Source organism: Thermoplasmata archaeon, assembly GCA_038874435.1.
Lineage (GTDB): Archaea > Thermoplasmatota > Thermoplasmata > Lutacidiplasmatales > SKW197 > SKW197.
The window spans coordinates 1-20,712 of record JAVZCK010000010.1; the positions used below are offsets into that span (position 1 = coordinate 1).

The window sequence follows — 20,712 nt, forward strand, 5'->3', positions numbered from 1 at the left end:
CGATATATTTTTTTAGTTCGGACGATATATGGACTTGTTGTGTTGACATTCCATCCCCTCTGGTTGATTTTAGAGCGGGGATGGATTTTTTTCTATTCAAACTTTCTATGAACTTTCCGAAGTCATGAGGTAAACTAAGGTTGCTGGCAATAAGACCAGTTTTTCTTGGAGAAGGCGTTTTTCAGACACCAGAGCCAATAGCGAAGCCCTTGCATCCCGCACCTTAAAACAAAGTATTATATACAAAATGTGTATGGAGAATTCGCACTACTTGTGCAGGATGTGTCAAAAATGCCAACTGTAGTGGATGAAGAAAAATGCATTGGATGCGGCAGCTGCGTGGATGTATGTCCTGCTGATCCGAAGGTCTATGAAATAGTGGACGGGAAATCCAAGATTGTAAACCCAGATTCCTGCATAGATTGCGGGGCCTGTGTGGACGCATGCCCTGTGCAGGCAATTTCAATGAAGTAAGCTGAAAGCTAAACAGGATGTGACACCATGAAAGGGATGTACCAGTACATCAGAGATGCTTGGAAGGACCTTGACGACTCTTATGTAGAAAAATTGCTGAAGGAACGGATGATACTCTGGAGACAACAGGAGGCCTGTACGAGAATTGAGAGACCAACACGACTTGACAGAGCCAGGGCACTTGGCTATAAAGCAAAGCAGGGCTTTGTGCTTGTGAGAGTTAGAGTCAGGCGGGGTAATCTGCAGAAGAGAGCCATCAAAGCAGGAAGAAGGCCAAAACACAAGGGTATCCTGAAGATGACAGTCAAGAAGAGTTTACGCTGGATTGCAGAGGAGCGTGCTAACAAGAAATATCCAAATCTAGAGGTGCTTAATTCCTACTGGGTTGGAGAGGATGGCAAGCATAAGTACTTCGAAGTCATTCTGGTAGATCCCTGGCATCCTGTAATCATGAGCGACCCTAAAATTAATTGGATTGGAAGAAACACCATGAGAGGCAGGGTTTACAGGGGTTTAACCGCTGCAGGGAAGCGAGGTAGGGGATTGCGCTGGAAGGGTAAAGGGGCAGAGAAACTCAGGCCCAGCAGACATGCCCACTGGAGAAGAGAACGCAGGACACAGGTAAATGTGCTCAAACTCAAATACTCTTAAATTTTCTTTTAACCCCATTTTTAGGGTCTTGTCCTTTCCAGAGAGAGATAAGTTATTTCTTGTTCCGCTACGCCAGCAAACACAATTGTTTTTCTGACGCCATGGGCTAAACGCACTGCACCACTTATATCAGGCCATGAACCCTTGTAGTTTGCCTTAAGCGCATGAACGAGATACTTTGCGTGGGTTTTGTCTGGGTCATCTTCATAAGCCCTAAAGTGGGTTCCGTATTTGAAGCCAGTTTTCACAATCAAATTCCTTGCCTTCAATTCCTTATAGACCTTGAGCCGTTCATCAAAATCCTTCTGGATTTTCCTGCATTTTTTCAGAAATTCATCAAGCATTAGTTCTTTCTGGCTTTTTGCATCTGTCAATTTGAGACGTCCTTGCTCGCAAAGGTAATATGCTTCTGTGAGCGAGAGTTGGAGACGGCTGCCCACCATATGCCCATAGAATCCTGATGAATAAAGGGCTCTGGACTCATTTTCATCAAACACCATGACCCTGTCTTCAATGAACACTCCTGTTGCCACCGGCTTTCCTACCTCTTCAAACTTGCCTTTTGGCACCGACTTTTTCACAGAGTAATAAGTGATGTCACTTTCTTCGTCCACAACGCCAAGCAGCACCTCTTTTCTCTGGGCGGAAGCGGTCTCCAGAATTGAATTGAGTTTCCCGTAATCAAAAACCTGTCTCTCAGAGATTGCAAGCATCCAGTATTTTGCAGGGGTTTTTGTGGGAATGCTTCCACGGGAGAACACAAGAAAATGGATGTGTTCATTGCCCTTCTTCAGCACATAACCTCTTGTCCTCATGTCACGGTAGACAATGTACTTTATCTCAAAGGTCTTCTCCTTTTTAGAGCCATAGTTTATAAGGTCCTGGAGCGTGTAGGTTTTTCCACTTGTATCTTTCAGTTCAAATTTCTTGAATTCAAGCAGGTATGCGGTCTCAAAAAGGTCAAGCAATAGAGAACCGCCTGATTGTGGTTCACCAAAATGTCCCTTGTTGTAAATTTGAGATGCCTCAGACTGGTTCTTTATGATAGCCGCATCCTTTTCCAGAATCGCTTCCATGCTTTAACCCTCTTTCAGTTCATGGGCTTTGATTAGAGCTTGTAGTTTCACATTTTTGGTTGCGATTGCCTCGTTGCCGCCCTCCTCCCTGTCCACGACTACGATTACCTTTTTGACCACACACCCAGCATTTCTTAGAATATCCACAGATTTCACTATAGAACCAGCAGTAGTGCAAACATCTTCTACGAGCACAACTTCATCACCAGCTGCAAACTCACCCTCTATTTGCTTCATCGTGCCATGGGTCCTCTCGCCCTTGCGGATTATGAGAAATGGTTTCTTGGTCCTGAGCGAGAGAGCGGTTGCAAGTGGCACAGCACCCAGTTCCATCCCAGCAATCAGCTTTTCATTCTCAACATGCGCCGCCATCATATCAGCAATCAGGGAGAGAATCTCTGGTTTCGTGATTGCAAGCTTTATGTCCACATAGTAATTGCTCTCCTTCCCAGATGTAAGAATAAATTTTCCGAATTTGAGGGCACCACAACCCTTCAGCAACCTGATGAGTTCTGCTTTTGGTTCCATGTATCTTGAAAGAGAGAAGGAGAATATAATGGTTATCAACCCACCCTCACCCTGAATCCCTGTCTCATACCCCATTTCTCAATGTGTCTGAGCACATACCTTGAGCCCTGCTTTGCAATCACATCTAGCATTGGTTTTGTGAGACCTTTCAGTTTTGAAACGCTGTCAAACATTGTGTCGATTTCCTTTATCGTGTGTTTCCAGCATTTGTAAACCAGGTTGAACCTTGTCTCATCAAATTGTTTCGTGAAATCAAAGAATCCCTTTTCTTTCCATGCTGCAAGAGGCACAAATGCAAGCGGTGCAACGATGAAATGCAAGCCCTCCCTCTCCATCCTGTCAATCAGTGCAATACTTTCCTCGACATCCTCCTGTGTTTCCTCAGGCAAACCAAGGATAAGGGTCATCCCCGGAAGCCAGTAATTCTGGTTGAGAATTTTTACAGCGTTAAAAACCACATCAGGCCATTCTGATGGCTTAAATGGTAGAGTTTTCCTTGGCATTATCTTCTCCATCAATCTTCCAGAGCCAGTTTCAAGTCCTGGCTGAATACCAATCCATCTATCTGGCCCAGCCCTTAAAATCTTTGAAAGCTCTGGAATTAGCTCTGGTGCTGCTGCAATTGCTGCAAGTGAGCCATGCGTTGGATTCGCATGGGTGACTCCCTTAATGTTCATCACAAAAGAAAACAGTTCTTTGATTGCTTCCGTGTTCGGATAAAATTCCCTGCTTTCAACTTTGTAAAGGAATATATCGTCTGAATGCATCCAGACCTTGCTCACACCTTTCTTCAGATTCATTTCCACATCATTTTTCACAACCTCAAATGGAATAAATCTTGCTTTTCTCATGTTTGGCTGGCAGAATCTACACCCTCTCCCACATCCCCTCATAACCTCTACAAGTCCTATCATCGTTGCTCCGATGTTAGGACAGATGGTTTCAAGAGGTGCTGGCTCCTTTATCTGAACAATTTCGTCTGCATTGCCATCTTCAATCTCCCTTACCACTTTTCCAGCTATGTGGTCGCATTCTCCACTCACCACATGGTCTATTCCAAGTTCTCCCATTTTCTCAGGAAAATTTTCCAGTTGCCAGGTGCCACAACCGCCTATGACCATCTTGAAATCCCGCTCCCTCGGAAGCTGCTGGAGAACACGCATGAACATGAATTTTGTAAACGATGTATGTTTTCCACCGGTAGTAAACATTAGGGAAACTGGGCCTAGTCCGAGAGGGTCCATCGTGTGAATTCCCACAATTTTTGTTCTCTTCCCGATGAATTTATCCAGATGTTGGGGAGAAGCAACAACTACATTTTCTTTTCCTATGTCTCTAACCAGTGCTGCCTCAAACCTTCTCAATCCCATCGGTGCAAAATCCAGGACTGGTTCTTTCGCATATGTCTTAGGCATGAGCATTCGATGGACAAATCTGGACAACATCCTATCGCTTGGAACACAACTGAAAAACTGCCCAAGTGGTATGTTTCTGTACTCTGAAAGCAAGGTTTCATCTGTTGTAAGCACTACCTCCGCACCTTCACTCTTCACTACTCCTTTTCCCAGCATATCCATCACCACATTCGTATTGCAGTGAGGACTCTGTATGAAAAATATACATGAAGGAAGATATATACCCTGCGGTTTGTGATGCCCACTCTGTTTTTTCGTTAAAAATTTTGCAAGCCAGTAATCACGAAATTATTTCTCCTAATTTGTGATTTGCCACTGCCAACTTTATTTCTCTTGCTATTCTTCGCCCTGTGGACATACCTGGCTCAACTAGTTCAGAGTAGGGACTACCGCCAATGGCAACATTGGTTCCAGCCACAATCCTTGCGGAAATTTCAAACACCTTGATTTTAAGTTCATCTGTCACTATGGTCTCCAGGCAGAATGGTCCTATCATTCCTCCAAAGAGCTGTAGGGAACGCTCCACAACCCTTTCTCCCATCTCCAGAATCCTAGGAAGCAAGGATTCTCGCATCACAACTTCAACATTGCCTGTAACAACAAATGTCTGCTTCCAGCCCAACTCACGGAGGCGTTCTATGCTTCCCACCTTGTAGACCTCATCGATGTTGGCTTCGTCCCTTCTATCCATGCCAAGCAATTCCAAAGTTCCTTTCGAAAGCCGATAACCATCCTCTTTTATTGGAGAGTAAAAGTAGTGAATGTAGTACCTTGTTCCTATCACATATTCCTGAATTGTGTATTTTTCTTGCGGATTTACCTCTAAAAATTCTTCATAGTTCTTTGCTATGAAAAAGCCCTTTCCACCTTTCGCACCATAGAATTTCACAAGCACAGGGCGGTCTATTTTTCTGGGGTCATCAAACTTCATTGGCATTTCAATGCCAGCACTTTCTAGCCACTGCCTTGACTTGTCTCTGTCTGACTCCCATTCTAGGACTGCTCGATTTCCGAATGTGGGAATTGGAAGTTCTTCAAATTTTTTATGACCCAGGTATTCAACGAATGAACCATGGGGTATAATTATCGCATTTTCCTCTTTCAGTTTTTCCACTATGTCTGGTATTTCCTGGTAGGAGTTCAGAATAATGAATTTATCTGGCTTCCCGAGTGGAAACGCATCGTAAAACTTTGGTTGTTTACCGATTGCTATGCCAAGTGTTTTGAAACCCTCTTTTCTTGCACCATTGAAAATCTGCAAGCTAGAATGAGAACACACCGTTGCGATTGTAAGATTTTTCAGGTCATAGGAAGTAAGAATGTCTAGAATTTTCTCCTTTGGAACCATATCCAAGATATTGAAAACCTATATATATAGTTGATGGAAACGACAAGAGAGAATTCCACAATAAAAAAATCAATAGCATCAATAGCAAGATATTATAGATCCTGGCTTTAATTTTGAATTTTCAGCCAGTATCCCAAAGTGATGCCGAAAATGGTACATCGTGATATACCCCATTCTAGCGAGGTAATAACCCGAGAGGTTTTAAAAACATTCAAACCCGTTTTGCAATCGAAGAAAAATAGGAGGTGAAAAAATGAAAACGATAAAAAGAGGAAAAATGCGAAAATTGGCAGCAATCACAGCAATAACAAGCTGTGTAATGCTGCTCCTGCTCGGATTCCTCCAAGCTAGTCCCCAGATTTCAGGGATGGGGACGCAGAGTAACGAATTCGAAGACAATCAGACAGCAGTTCCGGAGGGAACAATCAGTGCAGAATTGAATGCGATTAAAGTTGGCTCAAAGGGTGTCTGGGTCTGGGGTACTGATGTGGCAAATGTAGGGGCAACAACACTTGCCTCAGAGTTTGCCAAACATGGTATTAGTGATGTCTTTGTGTTGATAAAAGGCGTTTCAGGTGCTTACAGATTTGACTTATTAGAAGCTATGTACGAGAAGGCACATGGAAAGGGAATTAGAGTTCATGCCTGGGTAATATGCTTTGACGATGAATCCTGGGGTGGCTGGATCAATCCTAGTTCTGATACTTACAGAGCTTATCTCAAAAACAACATATTTATTCCACTCGCCAAGAACCATAGATTCGATTGTGTTGTCCTTGACTGTATAAGGTATCTGGGCACTGCATATGGAAACACCTATCCAATAACCTCTTTTTGCAAGGAAGTTTCTGCGATTATCAAAGCTTACAGACCAAATGCAATCATGGGTGCTGCAGTGATGCCAGAAATGGCGTCCAATGCCTACTATTATGGACAGGACTATGCCCAGATGGCACAACATCTGGATGTGCTCATACCCATGGCGTACACCCACAACTATCACCAGTCACCATCTTGGGTGGGTACAGTAACCCAGTATGTGCGTCAAAAGGCACAGCAGACAAATCCAAACTGCAAAGTATGGACTGCAATTCAGGCGCTTGATGACAATGGCCAGTACATGAGTAACACAGAACTCCATGCCTGCATAAACTATGCTCTCTCTGGAGGTGCTGCAGGGATCAACTTCTTCAGATACCCGATTACCTCTGCACAATACCAGGTCATTGACAGGTATTCTGTTGACAATTCTCCACCAAACCCCTCCTCATTGACCAAGCAGGAAACTTTCGAGGCCTGCATTCAGCTTGCAAACTACATTGACAAGCATTTGAGGACTCCAAAATATGTGAGTACAAGCAAAGGCAACATTCCAATGCCCCAGATGCTCTACATCTCCTCAAAGTTTGTCTACGACCTTTCAACTGGCTCCCCGAATTCCAGCTACACCATTATCTCCTGCAACTATGCAGCAAATCCTCATGGAGAAGCGTATTCTGGCTCACTCACACGCCCGGACTATGTGGATATCTCGTACAGGGTCTATAGATTCATTGAAAATAACGGTGTCGCACCGAATTGCGCAAATTCAGCTGTGGGCAAGATAAGAATGTGGGAGATTCTTTACATCAATGCAAGGGTTGTCAGATGGTACTACTACAATGGAATGCTGCCCACGCTTGCCTATGTAAAACCAGTGCCCGGCTTCAAGACAGATGCCTATTCTCAATATACGGGTGCAACCGTGAACTGCCAGGCAACAAATGGTGCCATACTCAATCTTGCTATGAGCATCATATGTAGTTACTCAAATCAAGCAAACAACGGCACGATGAATCCAAATGAGGCAATGTATAAATCAGGAGAAGCGATCTATTCATGGGTGAGAGACAACAAGGGTTATGCGTTCTATTACAACACCAGGTATGGAGCATACAGGGCAATCTTTGAAGCAAGTTCAATCAACTGCTGCGACCATGCTAACGCAGAGAATGCGCTAGCAAGGGCAGTTGGAATTCCTGCACTCTATCGCCATGCCTACTGTCAATTCTCAAGCGGTGCCTATGGGCATGTCTGGGGTTATTTCTATATCAACGGAAAGGGCTGGATAAACGCAGACCCGGTGAAAAAGAGTGGTGGTTACTTCGGCTACCGCTACCCCATTATAAGTGACTACGGGACATACTACCAACTCCAATTCGTGATAGAGAACTAAAACATTTTTTCCACTTTTTTACTCTGCCTTAAATTTTTGAAATCTCAGTCCTTGCTTTCTCAACCCATGCTCTGTTCCCTATGCTCTCAAAAAATTGCAGGACTTTTGCAATCGCATCTTTATCCGCCGTACTCCTACCAAGCTCAAACAGAATTCTGTAATAGGAATAGTCATGTCTTCCAATTTTCTCGTACATTGTAAGTGCCTGCCTCAGTGATTCAACTGCCCTCTTCCTTTCCCCCTTTGCAAGATAAAATTTCCCCTCCACATATTTAGCAAAAGCAACTGTGTCTTTTTCTCCAAATATGAGTGAAACTTCTAAGGCCTCCTGAAGCAACGGAAATGCTTTTCCCAGTTCACCTGTTGCAATGTAGATTTCTGCCATTCCACACATGGCGGCACACTCATTACCACGGGCACCCACCTGCCTGGCAAGTTCAAGTACCTTTTTAAAACACTCCTGGGCTTTCTCGTAATTTTCCATTTCAAAGAAAAGCATGCCTAGAAGAAAGTAAATGCTACAAAGACCTGCCCAATCACCAATTTGCTCCTTTATGCTAAGGCCTTTCTGATAAAACTCCAGCGCCTTCTCATACTCTCCTTTTTGATAGTATGTTTCCCCCAGGCTACTGTACGAGATTCCGATACCCCTGAGGTCGCCAATTCGTTCTTCCAGCGTTAAGCTCCTCAGATGATACTCCAAACCCTTCTCAAAATCTCCCTTCATCTTATATATCATCCCAATGTTATCATAACAAGCTGCAATTCCTCTCAGGTCTCCAATTCTCTCTTTTATAGCAAGAGATTTCTGATAAAATTCCAGTGCCTTTTCATATTCCCCTCTATAATCGTAAATTACTCCCATGTTGTTGTAAATCACTGCAATTCCCCATACATCACCGATGCGCTCATAGAGGGAAAGCCCTTTCTGGAAGAACTCCAAAGCTTTCTCATGCTCTCCAATCTGGTCATAAATCAGTCCAATGTTGTTGTATGCCCCGGCAACTCCTCTTACATCGTTGATTTTTTCTCTTATTTCGAGGGCTCTTTTAAGATATTGAAGTGCTTTCTCAGATTCTCCCAGGTAGGCATAACATGTACCGATTCGGTGTAATGCATTTGCAGTATCTTTTTCTCTTTCCATGGTCTCAAACACTTTCAGCGCTCTCTCCTGCCATTCAATCCCATTTTTATACTCTCCTTTACGCTCATATATATGTGCCTTGGTGCTCCATACCCTCGCAAGTTCAAGTTTCCCTTCAGATTTCCCCATGAGAATCTCTACCGCTTTTTCCACTTCCCGTAATGCATTCTCGTATTCTCCTTTAGTAGTGTAGATTTCTGCCATCTTTCTATGTGTTCTTCCTGCCTCCAATGGCTCTTCTAAAATTGCATACTCCCGCCTTTTACCCAACAACTCAAGTGCATCCTCAAATTTACCTTCCACCTCTAGCACCTCTGCAAGCTCCAAGAGAACCTCAATTTTTTGCCGTCTTTCCGCACCAGTTTCTCCAAGGAACTTAATCGCTTCCCCAAGAAATGCTGCCGCTTCCGTATTTGCGAATTTTTTCGCCGCACTTCTTCCAGCTTTCACAGCAAACTCCACAAACTTGGTATTGTTACCTCCTTCTCTGTAATGATGGGCTATCGCAGGCCAGAATCTTTCATCTGTGCCATGATATTTCTCTAGAACTTCTCCAGCCTTCAGGTGCATGTATCTTTTTCGAGCACCAGTTAATTCCTCATATATTACCTCATGTATGGTATTGTTCACGAATTTATATCCCTCCTCCAGTTCTCCTGTTTCCACCAAAAAATTCTGGTTCAAGAGTAGCTCAATAGAATCCAATAACTCTTCTTCGGTCAAGTCCAAGAGTTCCGCCAGCACTTTATACTCAAATACCCTTCCCAGAATCGCACAGCGTGATAAAACACTCCTTACCCTTTCATCCAACCTCAACACAAGGAACTTCACAATCTCTTTCACACTCTCTGGTAGTGTCATCCTTTTAATTGCCTCAATATCATTTACTCTCGCACTTCTCATCGCTGCTAAAAATTCGACTACAAAGAAAGGATTTCCAGAGGTTCTATCGTAAATGTAATTTGTAATCTCTTCTGGCTGTGGGAATCCAAGCTGTTCAACAATTGCCTCCACCTCTTTCTCACCAAAGTTCTCCAGCTTTATCTGTGTGGCAACTCTCTCTATGTTAATGTTTCGCAAGGTTTCCGCAAAAAGAGTTTCTACAGTAGCATACTTCTCCACATAGGTTGCTAAAGCAATTATTCTTTCGTTTCTTATGTTTCTCGCCAGATAATGAAAAAACGCGAGGGTTGCAGAGTCAGCAAGATGGAGGTCATCTATTATAAACAGCACTGCTTGCTTTTTTGCAATTCCAACAAACTGCTGGAGCAAATACTCGAGCATTCTTGTTCTCTCCTTTGTCATCCCATTCGGAGTTCTTTCCTCAATCTCCAGCGGTTGAAACCCAGCAAGTCCGACCGGCACATAGGTGTCTTTCTCCTCTCGAGATTTTTTTGCATAGTTTTCAAGTGTGCTGACAACGGGAAGGTAAGCGGGCTCACTGGTGCCCAGACACATTGAGCTCAGCACTACAAAGCCCTCTTTTTCGCAAATTTCCGCAAACTCCTCTGCCAACCTTGTTTTACCTGTGCCAATATCACCAGCAATCAAAACAGTGCTGCCTCTTCCCGCCTTACAATCTTCCATTACTTTCTTTAATACAGCAACCTCTTTCTCTCTACCCACAAACACTGGTGGAAATTTTTCTATCGCCACAAAAAGCCAATGCTCTTGCAATATATAACAGTTTTTTGGTTTATTGTAGTATCATCCGATTATCCTATTCAATAAATGTGAAATTTTATCACTCTTCATGACGCACCATACTGTGAATTATACATCCAAAAATTTTATCTACATGGTTGCCTATGCCATGTGGGAGCTTGGGAAAATGGCGACAATCAAAGTAAAATGTCCCAAATGCGGTATGGAAGTAGATGCCCCAGATAACCTGGAAAGAGTGTTCTGTCTTGGTTGTGGGTCACCAATAAATGTGAAGGCACCAGGAGCACCCCAGGAAAATGTGGATAGATGCATGAAATGTGGCAACATCATAACCCTAGAAAACAGGAGACACAAGTGTTCTGTGTGTGGAAACGAATTTTGTGAACAATGCCAAGAACCCCATGTTCCTCCCGAACCTGATAAAATCACTGTGGATGTGCATTACCGTTATAGATTTTATACTGAAACAAGGTGGTTTGTAGATGTAGCTCACTTTCCTGAGACCTTACCATCCCCTCTCTGTTCTGCATGTTACGAAAACGAATTTGAAAAAGCAATTCAGAGGGCAAAAACAAAGATAAAGGCCTGGCGTGCAGAACTCGCAAAGGATGAAGAAATTAAGATTCTAAAGGAAGAATATCCCCAGCCAAAGAAGAAGAAACTTGAAACCGCAAGAGAGTTTTTGAAACTGATTAGCTCAGGGGAAGAGTGATGCCACCCGAAATAACTGCATCCGCAGAGGGGCTAAGGGCTGAGAGCATTGAGTTAATGCGAAGGTTAGTTGCAATTCCCGCAATTGCACCGGAGAACGGTGGAGACGGAGAGTACACTAAAGCAAAGTTTCTAATAAATTATTTGGATAAGATGGGGTTCGATGAACTTAACTGGTATGATGCGAAGGATGTACGGGTAAGCAACAACTATCGCCCTAACATCGTGGCAAAACTCTATGGAAAAAACAGGGAAAGAACAATATGGTTCATCTCTCATCTGGATATTGTGCCACCTGGAGACCTTGCAAAATGGGAAACACCGCCGTATGAGTGTACTGAAAAAGATGGAAAGCTTTATGGACGAGGAACAGAGGACAATGGTCAGGCCATTGTCTCCACGATAATGGCTGCAAAAATCTTGAAAGACCTGAATCTGGTTCCTGAGTACAACATGGGACTTGTTTTTGCAGCAGATGAAGAGCAGGGCAGTGTTTACGGTCTCAAGTTTCTCGCCACTCAAGATATCTTTTCACCAAAGGATATGGCAGTAGTGCCCGATTATGGCAATAGTGATGGAAGCGTTATAGAAGTTGCAGAAAAATCTATACTCTGGCTTAAGTTTAGCATCATAGGAAAGCAAACTCATGGCTCACGACCAGATACGGGAATAAATGCCCATCGTGCCGGTGCGAATCTTATTTGTGCTCTTGATCGAAGCTTGAAAAGAAAATTCAACGCTAGAAACAAAATCTTTGAGCCAGCAACTTCAACATTTGAAGTGACGAAGAAGGAAGCAAATGTGCCGAATGTGAACACCATCCCAGGCCAGGATGTTTTCTATTTTGACATGCGAATTCTTCCAGAATACAAGCTAGATGAGGTATTGGCCCATGTGAACAGCAACTGCAGAAAAATTGAGAAAAAATTCGGTGTTAAGGTGAGTTTTGAAAGTGTGAACAGTGAGCCAGCAGCACCGCCCACCTCAACAGAGAGCGAGGTTTATGTACGGCTTGCAAACGCAATCACAGAGTTGCGGGGAATTAAACCAAGGCCAGTGGGTGTTGGTGGAGGCACATGTGCTGCAATTCTGCGAAAGCAGAGAATTCCCGCGGTGGTGTGGGAAACTTTGGATGAGAAGGCACATGAAGTCAACGAGTATGCCTGGGTCAAAAACATTCTTGGAGATGCTGCAATTTTTGCAAGGATGATGCTGTAGTTAGAGGATTGCTTGTAACCTCTCATAAGGCATGAGTGTGCGTTTTCTGCCAAAGCACTCCACAAAGGTTTTCTCAGCTTTGCTCACCACTTTGTGCTCTATCTTCTCTTCTGTTAGAATCCTCTCAAGAAGTGCAAGAGATGCAGGAAGTGTTGCCAAAAGCTTGGTGTATCTTTCCTGTAGTCCTTGACTGAGCAAATAATTTTCCTTTTTCTCCAGTATCCCAAGTTCTATGAGTTTGCTCAATGTTCCATAGAGCGAGTTTTTGTTCCGCCCAGTTAAACTCTCAAGCCTCTCAATGCTCATTGGTTTTTTACATGCTAGAATAACCTTGTAGTAACTCTCTCTTTCAAGAACTGAAAAAAGTGGCACATCCACTGCCATCTCTTTAATTACCACACCGCCATTTGGAAGCACAACTAAGTATTCCAGATTCCCGAGTTTTCTATGCAAGCTACTCTTAGGCATCTGGCAAAGTTTAGCAAGCGTTCTTACTCTGATGCAGGGTCTTTCAAAGATGCAAAAAATTGCCTCCTGCATCCTTGGGTCAGCCAGGTTTGAAAACTCATAGAAATCTTTGCCTGGCATTTTCCGCGGCCTCCACAATTTCCTGCTCTCCTTCCATCTTTCCATTCTTTATCCGAATCTTTCCATCTACAATAACATGCTCTATTGCCGCCTGGCTTGCGCTATAAACAATCCCCGAAACAATGTTTGCCTTGTCTGCGGGTGCAAGTGAAGGATGGGCTAGATTGAAAAGCACAAGGTCTGCCTTCTTACCTACCTCTATAGAGCCAATCTCGTTTTCCATCCCGAGAGCTGAGGCAGCATTTATGGTAATCATGTCCAGAATTGTTTGGGCAGGTATAAGTGCAGGATTCGCAAAGGTAACTTTTTGGAGTAAGCCAGCAATTCTTGCCTCCCTCAAAATGTCCAGACAATTATTTGATGCATTGCTATCTGTGCCCAAGCCCACATTTACTCCTGCTTCAAGCATTGGAGCGACTGGCGAAATGCCAGAAGCAAGTTTCATGTTGGATGCAGGACAATGGGCGACACTCACTCGCTTCTCAGCCAGCATTTTGATTTCTCTGCGGAGGAGATAGCAGCAATGCACCGCAATCTGGTTCTTCGAAAGAAAACCAATTTTCTCCAGGTGCTCACAGGGTCTCTCATTTTTCCCCCTCATAAACTCATATACCTCTTTTCTGGTTTCTGCCAGATGGTATGTGCACACTGTCCCATGTTTTTCAGCAATTTCCTTTGCCTTTAGCCATGTCTCATCAGAGGCAACATAGACGCCCTGAACTGCAATGCCTGGCTTTGTGAGGGCTTTATCTTTGAAATCGCTGATAAACTTCTCTGCGTTTTTGAGTGGATTTCCCTTCTGGGTTGTAAATTGCTCATCTAGCGTGCACCAGCAGAGCACACCCCTGATTCCAGATTTCTCAACTGCTTTGGCAATCACATCCTCGCTGTAGTAAAAATCAACGAAAGTGGTAACGCCTGAGCGAAGCATTTCAGCAATTCCAAGCAAGGCACCCGCATAAATGTCTTCCTCCTTTCTTTTGGCATCCAGTGCAAATGTAATCTCAAGAAACTTATCAAGCGAAACATCGTCCGCCATTCCTTTAAAAATGCTCATTGCTACATGAGTATGGAGATTGATGAAACCGGGCAGGGCTGCAAGTTTGCCAGAAATCACAACATCTGTTTCTGTGTCTATCTTCTGCTTTGATATCTCTCTTATAATACCATCTTCAATCAAAATGCTTCCCTCAAATATATCCCTATTCGCATTCTGAGTGACAATCAGCACATCCTCTAACAGAATTTTCATGCTCCATGAAATAGGAGAAGAATATATAACTTGTACGGAATAATCTCAAAATTGTTCCTGATTTTCTACACTGAATACCAGAATAGTGCGGTCTGCTCACAGATACTTTCAAGCCTTGTCTGGAACTCTCTCACCCTATGGGCAACCTGAAGGGTGGAAAGAAGCACATTTCTCTCAATGTTCTCGGGTTTCGGAAACTTTATTCTTGCCTGTATCTCAAAAATTCTTCTCTCTGTGTTGACACGCTCCCTTGCAATTTCCATCCGCATCTTCAAGCTGGATTTGCCATCGCGATTTTGCACATACTCTTTTATTTCTGGCAGAATCTGGATGCAGTGTCTCACTGCCCTGAGATACTCCTCTTTCAATTCAGCCACGCATTCGGGAAATTTGGGTTTCTGAAACTCTTTCATCAAAATCTCGTAGGGATAGTTCAGATGTGGCCTGGGAATTCCATAAATATCACACATCAACTCTGCAATTCCAATTGAGGAATCACCAAGTCGCTCTAAAATGTCGTTCACAAGTACCGTATAATTCAACTCTATGAAGCTCCTAAACTTAAAATTCAATCTAGACAGGTTGCGAATAATCTGGTAAACGCCTCTGTCTATATCCCTGTCCTCTATTGCTGCAAGCATCTGCATCAGATGAATTGTTCTTTCAGGATTCAAATCAAAGTAGGTGAGGACTTCGTAGGCAAGATTCATCGCGTCCTGCACCCTGTCAAACAGAAGCGAAATTGCCTCCTCTATGTTGAACTCCTTCTCCACAAATCTATCAGTGAATTCTATTCTATGCTCATCTGTGCTTGTGACAAGTGTCTCGTCAAGAAATCGCATCACATTTCTTGCCTCCAGAATGCTCTCCTCATTCAGCCCCTGCTCTGCTTCCAGTGTAAAGTGGGAGAGCCCATTCACATAGGCAGAAATCAGTGCCTGCTTTGTTTCTCGTTTGTCAGGTTTTTCCATCTGAACCTTGTTTTCCACATTTTTTGCTGGTGGTAGAATGAGAACTGCTTTTTCCAGAATTTTTAATGAGACAAGGTACTCCTTTTCATTCTCTCTATCTGAAAAAACCTTTCTTATCCATTCCTTGGGAAGGTAAATTGCATAAGTCCCACTGCCTGTTCTTGTGAGTTTTTTTACATATGTTTCTTTCATGAGAATGATATATACTTACATCTATGTATATTTTTTGATTCTATGTAGTTGACATGCAAAATATATAAATACTTCTCTGGGCTTCGCTCTCTCCAAAAATAATGGAGTGTGAAACAATGGAAAAGAAATCTGGAACAAAGCACGGTCATATGCTTCACATAGTCAGGTTCGGCACAAAAGGACTCATCTACAACGGAGAACTTTATGCCTTTCCCAACCAGAAGATGAGGGAAGAGGTGTTCAGGCAAATCTGGAAAGTAGAGGAGGGAAGGAGCCTTTATGCAGAAATGGACCTCAAGGCAAGATTGTATAAATACTCGAAAGGAAAACTCGAGACCAATTAATCACTGACGATGATGGTGCAGGAATGTGATACCTCTGCCAACCCATTTCTTACCCCCTTTCCTGCACAAATTTATTTTATTTTTTATAGACCTCCGCGTTTGCTTTTCACTTTTTGTCTGAGCTTGCCAGATTGAGGTTATGGTAATTATGCAGTTATCTTTGCCATGCTGTGGGCGAAACCAGAGCCAGTAATATGGACTTCATCTCCGACAGACACATATATATCTGGGATGAAAGAAAGGAGAATTACATCACCTGCATACCAACTTAATTTCGAATCGGTTGTAATCAACGGAACACCACTAGCCACGATGTTGTTGTTTCTCAATACCACCACATTCTGGGGACAAAACTCGTGCCCCGTTGTGTTGTTAACAACAGATATTCTGGAGCCAGCTAGAGGTGCGTTTGAAGGGGCGGATGCCACAATCACATTCACATTGTGAGAATCGCTCACACTTGCATAAAGGTCTAGCGGCGGAGGGGTGGGTCCACCTGTTAACATGCTAATTATTACTACATAACTTACTATCGTTCCTATTATCAAAATAACAGTAACAATTACCATTGCATCTGGGACTTTATTTTTTGCCTGCTTATCTTCCATTTATTCCACCTCCCTGTGTCTTTTTTATTTATGTTTAGAGGTAATTATCTATATTATAAACTTACCCTCCACCATTCGGTAAATAACGATTTGTAATTCGATATTTGTTTTAAATTGATTAGAATTAGCACTTTTTCATTTGCAGGTTCTATGCTATCTCCATACAAATAGACTGATGTTGCTTATAGGAGTTTGTAGTGTTTATATGCCTCCACATCCTCTGCAAAGCAGTATTTGATTGTCTTGAACTGTGATTTGAGTTCGATAACCTCCTTCTTTACCTCTTCTGGGTCTTTCTTGTCAATGCAGATTTTCTTCAGCAGATACGCAACCTCTTTCATCTCGCTTTCCCGCATTCCGATTCTTGTAAGTTCCTGAACACCGAGCCGTATGCCAGATGGATTCAAAGCAGCATTCACATCATCCCAAGGCAGCAAATTCTTGTTGGCAATTATGTTGGCTTTTTCCATTGCTTCCACACACACCGTGCCTCCACCAATCTTCGAAACATCAATAGCCAGTGTGTGAGATTCTGTAAAGCCCTTATGGGCACATAGCACATCAAAACCAAGCTCATGCATCGCCTGTCCAAGTGCCTTTGCGTTTCTCACGATTTGGTCAGCATACTCTCTTCCAAAGACGATGTGTTCAGCAAGGGAAATACAGAGAGACGCCATTGCATGCAGGTGATGGTTGCTTGTCACACCCGGGAATACTGCATAGGTGAGCTTGTTCTTCATTTTTTCATCTTTTGGATTCGCAAGAATGATGCCATGCTGAGGTCCTGGGAGCGTCTTGTGGGTGCTTGCGGTCATCACATGGGCGCCCTCTCTTAATGGGTCCTGGAATTTTCCCCCTGCAATCAAACCCAGCACATGGGCGGCATCATACCAGACAACCGCACCGACTTCATCTAGCACCGGCTTCAGCTCCTTGAGTGGTGCTGGGAACAGAAAAACAGACATCCCGAAAAGTGCCAGCTTCGGCTTTGTCTCCCTTATCACCTTTTCAGCTCCATCCACATCAATGCACATGTCCTTCACATTGAATGGGTAAGGAACACCAGTAACACCACGAACACCAACTGCTCCAAACTTAGCACTGCTTATATGGGCACCGTCGGAAACATTGGGAACTGTGATCTGGTCTCCAGGCTTTGTGAATGCGAATAGCACTGCGAGGTTTGCGACAGTGCCAGATGTAGGCCTCACATCCGCATGCTCGCATTTGAAAAGCTTCTTTGCCAGTTCTATCGCCTTCAATTCCACCCTATCCACATAGATATTACCCTGATAGTATCTAGCACCTGGAAGTCCTTCTGCATATCTATCACAAAAATCTGAAATAAGCATTTCTCTAGCAAGTGGGGATATCAGGTTTTCAGATGCAATCATTGGCAGTGAGTTCTCAAACCACTTGTGATGCTGAGCGATCTGGTCACGGACAAATAGCACATTTCCAAACATTTCCTCAGCGATCTCGTCATTCATATATCTATCTGGAATTTTCAAGCTCATTGTATCACCGCACCCGCATACGCAACAGATAAATTATACTTTTGCATCCTCCCTACATGGAAGCGGAAAAGTCGCAAACAGGTGAGAAAGCAGCAATTGGGAAAATCGCTGCTGCAGAGAGGGCACTAGGACTTGTGCAGAACGGAATGGTTGTTGGGCTGGGAACTGGTTCCACAGCGGAAATCTTTGTGAGAAAATTAGCCGAACGGGTGAGTTCTGAAAAAATAGATGTCAGATGCATACCTACCTCCCAGAAAACTGCTGCACTTGCCAGAGCCCTCGGGCTCAAACTGATAGAAATAGAAGAATACACTGAGATCGACTTGACGGTTGATGGTGCAGATGAAGTTTCGCCAAAATTGGATCTTATAAAGGGAATGGGCGGTGCTCTTCTCTGGGAAAAAATTGTGGCTAAAATGAGCAGAAAAGAGTGTATAGTCGTTGATTCCTCCAAACTTGTGAAAGTTCTGGGCGAGAAAACACCAGTGCCCATTGAGGTAGTGCCATACGGCTGGAAAAAAACTAAGCAGATTCTAGAAACAAAATTTGGTTGCAGAGCAGAACTGCGGAGAAAATGTGGTGAGATTTACTCGACGGACAGTGAAAATTACATTCTTGACTGTAAATTCGAGAGAATTGAAGAGCCAGAGGCAATTGAGAGAGAAATAAAGTCGATGACAGGCGTCATAGAATCAGGACTCTTCTGTGGGATTGCAACGCTCGTAATAGTAGGTGACGAAAATGGAAAAATAAGGGAGATAGAAACTAGCAGGACTACTTGAAATTCTTAGCGAGACGCTTTATTTTTTCCAGGTTTTCATTTATCTGTTTGATTCTCTCCTTTTCTTTTTGTTCAATGTACTCTACCACCTTTTCAAATGGGACTATCATCTTGTATGTGTGAATAGGCCTCCCTTTACCTTCTTTCCTTCTCTCAAATTTGATCACCCAATTAAGCTTTCTAAGTTCCTGGATGCCTATTGAAACCTCTGGCTGTCTCATATCCATTCTATTTTCTATGTCTCTAGATGAAGATTCACCATTAAGTGCTAGGTGCACCAAACACTTTGCAACATTTTTGGAAATATTCGCTTTTATTAAAGCGGAAACCATCTCCATTTCTTCATCTTTTAGTTGGCCGCACATATTGATACACCCATAGTTATTATTAAAACACCAATATTTAAATCTTTCCATAATCTGGCATCGAAAAAAATTTAAGTTTTAGAAAAGTAAGAATAAATCACACAACTGCTGGCACACCAGGCACTCTTGGGAACACCTGCACATCCTCAATATGAGGCATCCCTGTGAAGTATCTCACAAGTCGCTCAATCCCGATTCCTGCACCAGCAGAAGGTTTCAACAATCCTTTTCTTGCAATCTCAAGATATGGCCAGAAGTTTGTGGGGGAGAGGTTTGACCTTTGGAGTTTTGCAATTATTTTCTCATACTCGTGTTCTCTTTCGCCACCTGAAAGCACCTCTCCATAACCCTCTGGCATCACAAGGTCGTAGTTAAGCGTATGCCCTGGTTTTACCTCATCCTCTTTGTCATAGAACTCCCTTGAAATGTCAGTTATCCAGAATGGCTGGGTTGAGACCCTACTCAACTCTCTATCATTTCCGTATTCTTTCACTACCTCCTCCATAGTATAAACCTTAAAAGGACGCTGGAAAACAGGAATCTCTCGCTCAAATCGCTCCCAGACAGTTTTTCGGACTGCTTCTGCAGTTCTGCAAACTGCTTCCTCAACAAACCGCATCACATCGCCCATTTTTCCATAAGCAATCTCAAAATCAAGCTGGGTGAACTCATATGCATGGTGCCCATCGTCCCTCTCGGGCCGCTCAATTCTTATGTTCGGAGAGAGAATGAAAATTTTATCCAGCCCCATGCTCACTGCAATCTGCTTGTGCAGTATCATACTGTGCATCAACTTCATTTTTTTGCCATAAATCTCAACTTCCGGTGCCGTTATCTGAGTGCTCGATGGCTCTGGCCACAAAGGGTCCGTAACAAAGCTCAGCATCACTGGCAGCATCCATCGGAATCCGTTTTCCTTGAAAGACTCAGTTAGTGTGTGGATTACCTCCGTCTGGACTTCCATAACTTCGCACATCCGCCTTCTTGCCACAATCTCTTCTATGGTCCTCAGTGCCATTTTTACACCTCAATTTGTCTGCACGACATCCATGTTTATAAGCGTTTTGTTTTATTTGTTGGCAATTTTACGGCATTATTTGGAAAAATTTAAATATTTTTAGGCATTATGACGGACATGGGCGGAATAAAGTTTGATGAGATGGATGCCAAAATTCTTCGCATTCTCGTAGAGGACGCCTCAATGCCAGTGACAAAAATCGCTGATAAGCTCGGGCTACCCAGAACAACAGTGCAGGAAAGAATTGCTAGAATGAGAGAGCAGGAAATCATCCAGAAATACACTGTGATTGTGAACCACAGATTGTTGGGAAGAGGGACTGCTGCCTTTGTGCTGGTTTCATTCATGCCTGGTGTTGGCTATTCTCAACGAGAAGTGGCAGAAAAAATTGCGAAAATTTCTGGTGTGGAGGAAGTGCATTTGATTGCTGGCGAATGGGACATTCTGCTAAAGGTGAGGGCGGCCACCATAGAAGATATCGGGAAACTGATAATTGATAAAATCAGGGCAATTCCTGGCGTAGCTAGAACGCTCACATGCACCGTCTTTGAGACCATTGTAGAAGACGAAAAGTAACCTAAGCAGCGCTGAAAATCCGTCCAAACCCTACCAAAAACCGTATATATTCTTA

General features: G+C 43.3%; 20 protein-coding genes. 8 read left to right on the top strand and 12 right to left on the bottom strand.

All coding sequences use genetic code 11. From position 1 onward, the window contains the following. Nucleotides 1-291 precede the first annotated feature (291 nt). Complete coding sequence (locus tag QXD64_05150; GenBank protein MEM3396699.1) at nt 292-474, top strand: 4Fe-4S binding protein; 183 nt, start codon at nt 292-294, stop codon at nt 472-474. 27 nt (nt 475-501) lie between these two features. Beyond that, a complete protein-coding gene (locus QXD64_05155) occupies nt 502-1,125 on the top strand; it encodes a 50S ribosomal protein L15e (protein MEM3396700.1) in 624 nt (207 codons plus the stop codon). Between the two features lie 20 nt (nt 1,126-1,145). Here QXD64_05155 and endA read toward each other — a convergent pair whose 3' ends face one another. From endA to QXD64_05175, 4 genes are all read right to left on the bottom strand, one after another. Next, nucleotides 1,146-2,201, bottom strand: coding sequence for a tRNA-intron lyase (gene endA / locus QXD64_05160; protein ID MEM3396701.1), 1,056 nt, complete (start codon nt 2,199-2,201; stop codon nt 1,146-1,148). A 3-nt stretch (nt 2,202-2,204) separates the two neighbouring features. Next, nucleotides 2,205-2,729: an orotate phosphoribosyltransferase gene (pyrE, locus tag QXD64_05165; protein MEM3396702.1), complete on the bottom strand. Its 525-nt coding sequence runs from the start codon at nt 2,727-2,729 to the stop codon at nt 2,205-2,207. A gap of 35 nt (nt 2,730-2,764) precedes the next feature. Then, a complete protein-coding gene (locus QXD64_05170; protein MEM3396703.1) occupies nt 2,765-4,300 on the bottom strand; it encodes a radical SAM protein in 1,536 nt (511 codons plus the stop codon). A gap of 124 nt (nt 4,301-4,424) precedes the next feature. After that, nucleotides 4,425-5,492, bottom strand: a complete 1,068-nt coding sequence (locus tag QXD64_05175; GenBank protein MEM3396704.1) for a formate--phosphoribosylaminoimidazolecarboxamide ligase — start codon at nt 5,490-5,492, stop codon at nt 4,425-4,427. Between the two features lie 253 nt (nt 5,493-5,745). Here QXD64_05175 and QXD64_05180 point away from each other — a divergent pair, with 253 nt between their 5' ends. Next, on the top strand, nt 5,746-7,707 hold the full coding sequence (locus QXD64_05180) for a transglutaminase domain-containing protein (GenBank protein ID MEM3396705.1): 1,962 nt from the start codon (nt 5,746-5,748) through the stop codon (nt 7,705-7,707). A gap of 28 nt (nt 7,708-7,735) precedes the next feature. Here QXD64_05180 and QXD64_05185 read toward each other — a convergent pair whose 3' ends face one another. Continuing rightward, nucleotides 7,736-10,507: a DUF2791 family P-loop domain-containing protein gene (locus QXD64_05185; GenBank protein MEM3396706.1), complete on the bottom strand. Its 2,772-nt coding sequence runs from the start codon at nt 10,505-10,507 to the stop codon at nt 7,736-7,738. Between the two features lie 112 nt (nt 10,508-10,619). Here QXD64_05185 and QXD64_05190 point away from each other — a divergent pair, with 112 nt between their 5' ends. Both QXD64_05190 and QXD64_05195 read left to right on the top strand, forming a co-directional pair. Next, entirely contained in the window at nt 10,620-11,228 is a 609-nt protein-coding gene (locus QXD64_05190; protein ID MEM3396707.1) for an FYVE zinc finger domain-containing protein, read from the top strand. After that, complete coding sequence (locus QXD64_05195; GenBank protein MEM3396708.1) at nt 11,228-12,445, top strand: M20 family metallo-hydrolase; 1,218 nt, start codon at nt 11,228-11,230, stop codon at nt 12,443-12,445. The genes QXD64_05190 and QXD64_05195 overlap by 1 nt, the downstream gene beginning before the upstream one ends. Here QXD64_05195 and QXD64_05200 read toward each other — a convergent pair whose 3' ends face one another. The 3 genes from QXD64_05200 to QXD64_05210 form a co-directional block, all read right to left on the bottom strand. Next, on the bottom strand, nt 12,446-13,033 hold the full coding sequence (locus QXD64_05200) for a hypothetical protein (protein ID MEM3396709.1): 588 nt from the start codon (nt 13,031-13,033) through the stop codon (nt 12,446-12,448). Next, a complete protein-coding gene (locus tag QXD64_05205) occupies nt 13,011-14,285 on the bottom strand; it encodes an amidohydrolase family protein (GenBank protein ID MEM3396710.1) in 1,275 nt (424 codons plus the stop codon). Before QXD64_05205 ends, QXD64_05200 begins: the two co-directional genes overlap by 23 nt. A 65-nt stretch (nt 14,286-14,350) precedes the next feature. Next, nucleotides 14,351-15,448 carry a hypothetical protein gene (locus tag QXD64_05210; protein ID MEM3396711.1) on the bottom strand — a complete coding sequence of 366 codons (1,098 nt, stop codon included), beginning with the start codon at nt 15,446-15,448 and terminating at the stop codon, nt 14,351-14,353. Nucleotides 15,449-15,549: 101 nt separating this feature from the next. Here QXD64_05210 and QXD64_05215 point away from each other — a divergent pair, with 101 nt between their 5' ends. Further along, complete coding sequence (locus QXD64_05215; GenBank protein ID MEM3396712.1) at nt 15,550-15,792, top strand: hypothetical protein; 243 nt, start codon at nt 15,550-15,552, stop codon at nt 15,790-15,792. 146 nt (nt 15,793-15,938) lie between these two features. Here QXD64_05215 and QXD64_05220 read toward each other — a convergent pair whose 3' ends face one another. Both QXD64_05220 and glyA read right to left on the bottom strand, forming a co-directional pair. Then, on the bottom strand, nt 15,939-16,400 hold the full coding sequence (locus tag QXD64_05220; GenBank protein ID MEM3396713.1) for a hypothetical protein: 462 nt from the start codon (nt 16,398-16,400) through the stop codon (nt 15,939-15,941). 182 nt (nt 16,401-16,582) lie between these two features. Beyond that, on the bottom strand, nt 16,583-17,917 hold the full coding sequence (glyA, locus tag QXD64_05225) for a serine hydroxymethyltransferase (protein MEM3396714.1): 1,335 nt from the start codon (nt 17,915-17,917) through the stop codon (nt 16,583-16,585). Nucleotides 17,918-17,973: 56 nt separating this feature from the next. Here glyA and rpiA point away from each other — a divergent pair, with 56 nt between their 5' ends. Further along, complete coding sequence (gene rpiA / locus QXD64_05230) at nt 17,974-18,699, top strand: ribose 5-phosphate isomerase A (protein MEM3396715.1); 726 nt, start codon at nt 17,974-17,976, stop codon at nt 18,697-18,699. Here rpiA and QXD64_05235 read toward each other — a convergent pair. Beyond that, nucleotides 18,692-19,114, bottom strand: a complete 423-nt coding sequence (locus tag QXD64_05235; protein MEM3396716.1) for an ArsR family transcriptional regulator — start codon at nt 19,112-19,114, stop codon at nt 18,692-18,694. The two genes, rpiA and QXD64_05235, sit on opposite strands and share 8 nt — an antisense overlap. Nucleotides 19,115-19,160: 46 nt before the next feature. After that, nucleotides 19,161-20,081, bottom strand: a complete 921-nt coding sequence (locus QXD64_05240; GenBank protein MEM3396717.1) for an asparagine synthetase A — start codon at nt 20,079-20,081, stop codon at nt 19,161-19,163. 117 nt (nt 20,082-20,198) lie between these two features. Between QXD64_05240 and QXD64_05245 the strand changes: the two genes are divergently transcribed. Next, nucleotides 20,199-20,657 carry an Lrp/AsnC family transcriptional regulator gene (locus tag QXD64_05245; GenBank protein ID MEM3396718.1) on the top strand — a complete coding sequence of 153 codons (459 nt, stop codon included), beginning with the start codon at nt 20,199-20,201 and terminating at the stop codon, nt 20,655-20,657. The last annotated feature ends 55 nt before the right edge of the window (nt 20,658-20,712 follow it).

Coding starts and splice junctions, on each gene's coding strand:
- QXD64_05150 (MEM3396699.1), top strand. CDS start 292: ATGCCAACTGTAGTGGATGAAGAAAAATGCATTGGATGCGGCAGCTGC.
- QXD64_05155 (MEM3396700.1), top strand. CDS start 502: ATGAAAGGGATGTACCAGTACATCAGAGATGCTTGGAAGGACCTTGAC.
- endA (MEM3396701.1), bottom strand. CDS start 2,201: ATGGAAGCGATTCTGGAAAAGGATGCGGCTATCATAAAGAACCAGTCT.
- pyrE (MEM3396702.1), bottom strand. CDS start 2,729: ATGGAACCAAAAGCAGAACTCATCAGGTTGCTGAAGGGTTGTGGTGCC.
- QXD64_05170 (MEM3396703.1), bottom strand. CDS start 4,300: ATGCTGGGAAAAGGAGTAGTGAAGAGTGAAGGTGCGGAGGTAGTGCTT.
- QXD64_05175 (MEM3396704.1), bottom strand. CDS start 5,492: ATGGTTCCAAAGGAGAAAATTCTAGACATTCTTACTTCCTATGACCTG.
- QXD64_05180 (MEM3396705.1), top strand. CDS start 5,746: ATGAAAACGATAAAAAGAGGAAAAATGCGAAAATTGGCAGCAATCACA.
- QXD64_05195 (MEM3396708.1), top strand. CDS start 11,228: ATGCCACCCGAAATAACTGCATCCGCAGAGGGGCTAAGGGCTGAGAGC.
- QXD64_05200 (MEM3396709.1), bottom strand. CDS start 13,033: ATGCCAGGCAAAGATTTCTATGAGTTTTCAAACCTGGCTGACCCAAGG.
- QXD64_05205 (MEM3396710.1), bottom strand. CDS start 14,285: ATGAAAATTCTGTTAGAGGATGTGCTGATTGTCACTCAGAATGCGAAT.
- QXD64_05210 (MEM3396711.1), bottom strand. CDS start 15,448: ATGAAAGAAACATATGTAAAAAAACTCACAAGAACAGGCAGTGGGACT.
- QXD64_05215 (MEM3396712.1), top strand. CDS start 15,550: ATGGAGTGTGAAACAATGGAAAAGAAATCTGGAACAAAGCACGGTCAT.
- QXD64_05220 (MEM3396713.1), bottom strand. CDS start 16,400: ATGGAAGATAAGCAGGCAAAAAATAAAGTCCCAGATGCAATGGTAATT.
- glyA (MEM3396714.1), bottom strand. CDS start 17,917: ATGAGCTTGAAAATTCCAGATAGATATATGAATGACGAGATCGCTGAG.
- rpiA (MEM3396715.1), top strand. CDS start 17,974: ATGGAAGCGGAAAAGTCGCAAACAGGTGAGAAAGCAGCAATTGGGAAA.
- QXD64_05235 (MEM3396716.1), bottom strand. CDS start 19,114: ATGGAAAGATTTAAATATTGGTGTTTTAATAATAACTATGGGTGTATC.
- QXD64_05240 (MEM3396717.1), bottom strand. CDS start 20,081: ATGGCACTGAGGACCATAGAAGAGATTGTGGCAAGAAGGCGGATGTGC.
- QXD64_05245 (MEM3396718.1), top strand. CDS start 20,199: ATGGGCGGAATAAAGTTTGATGAGATGGATGCCAAAATTCTTCGCATT.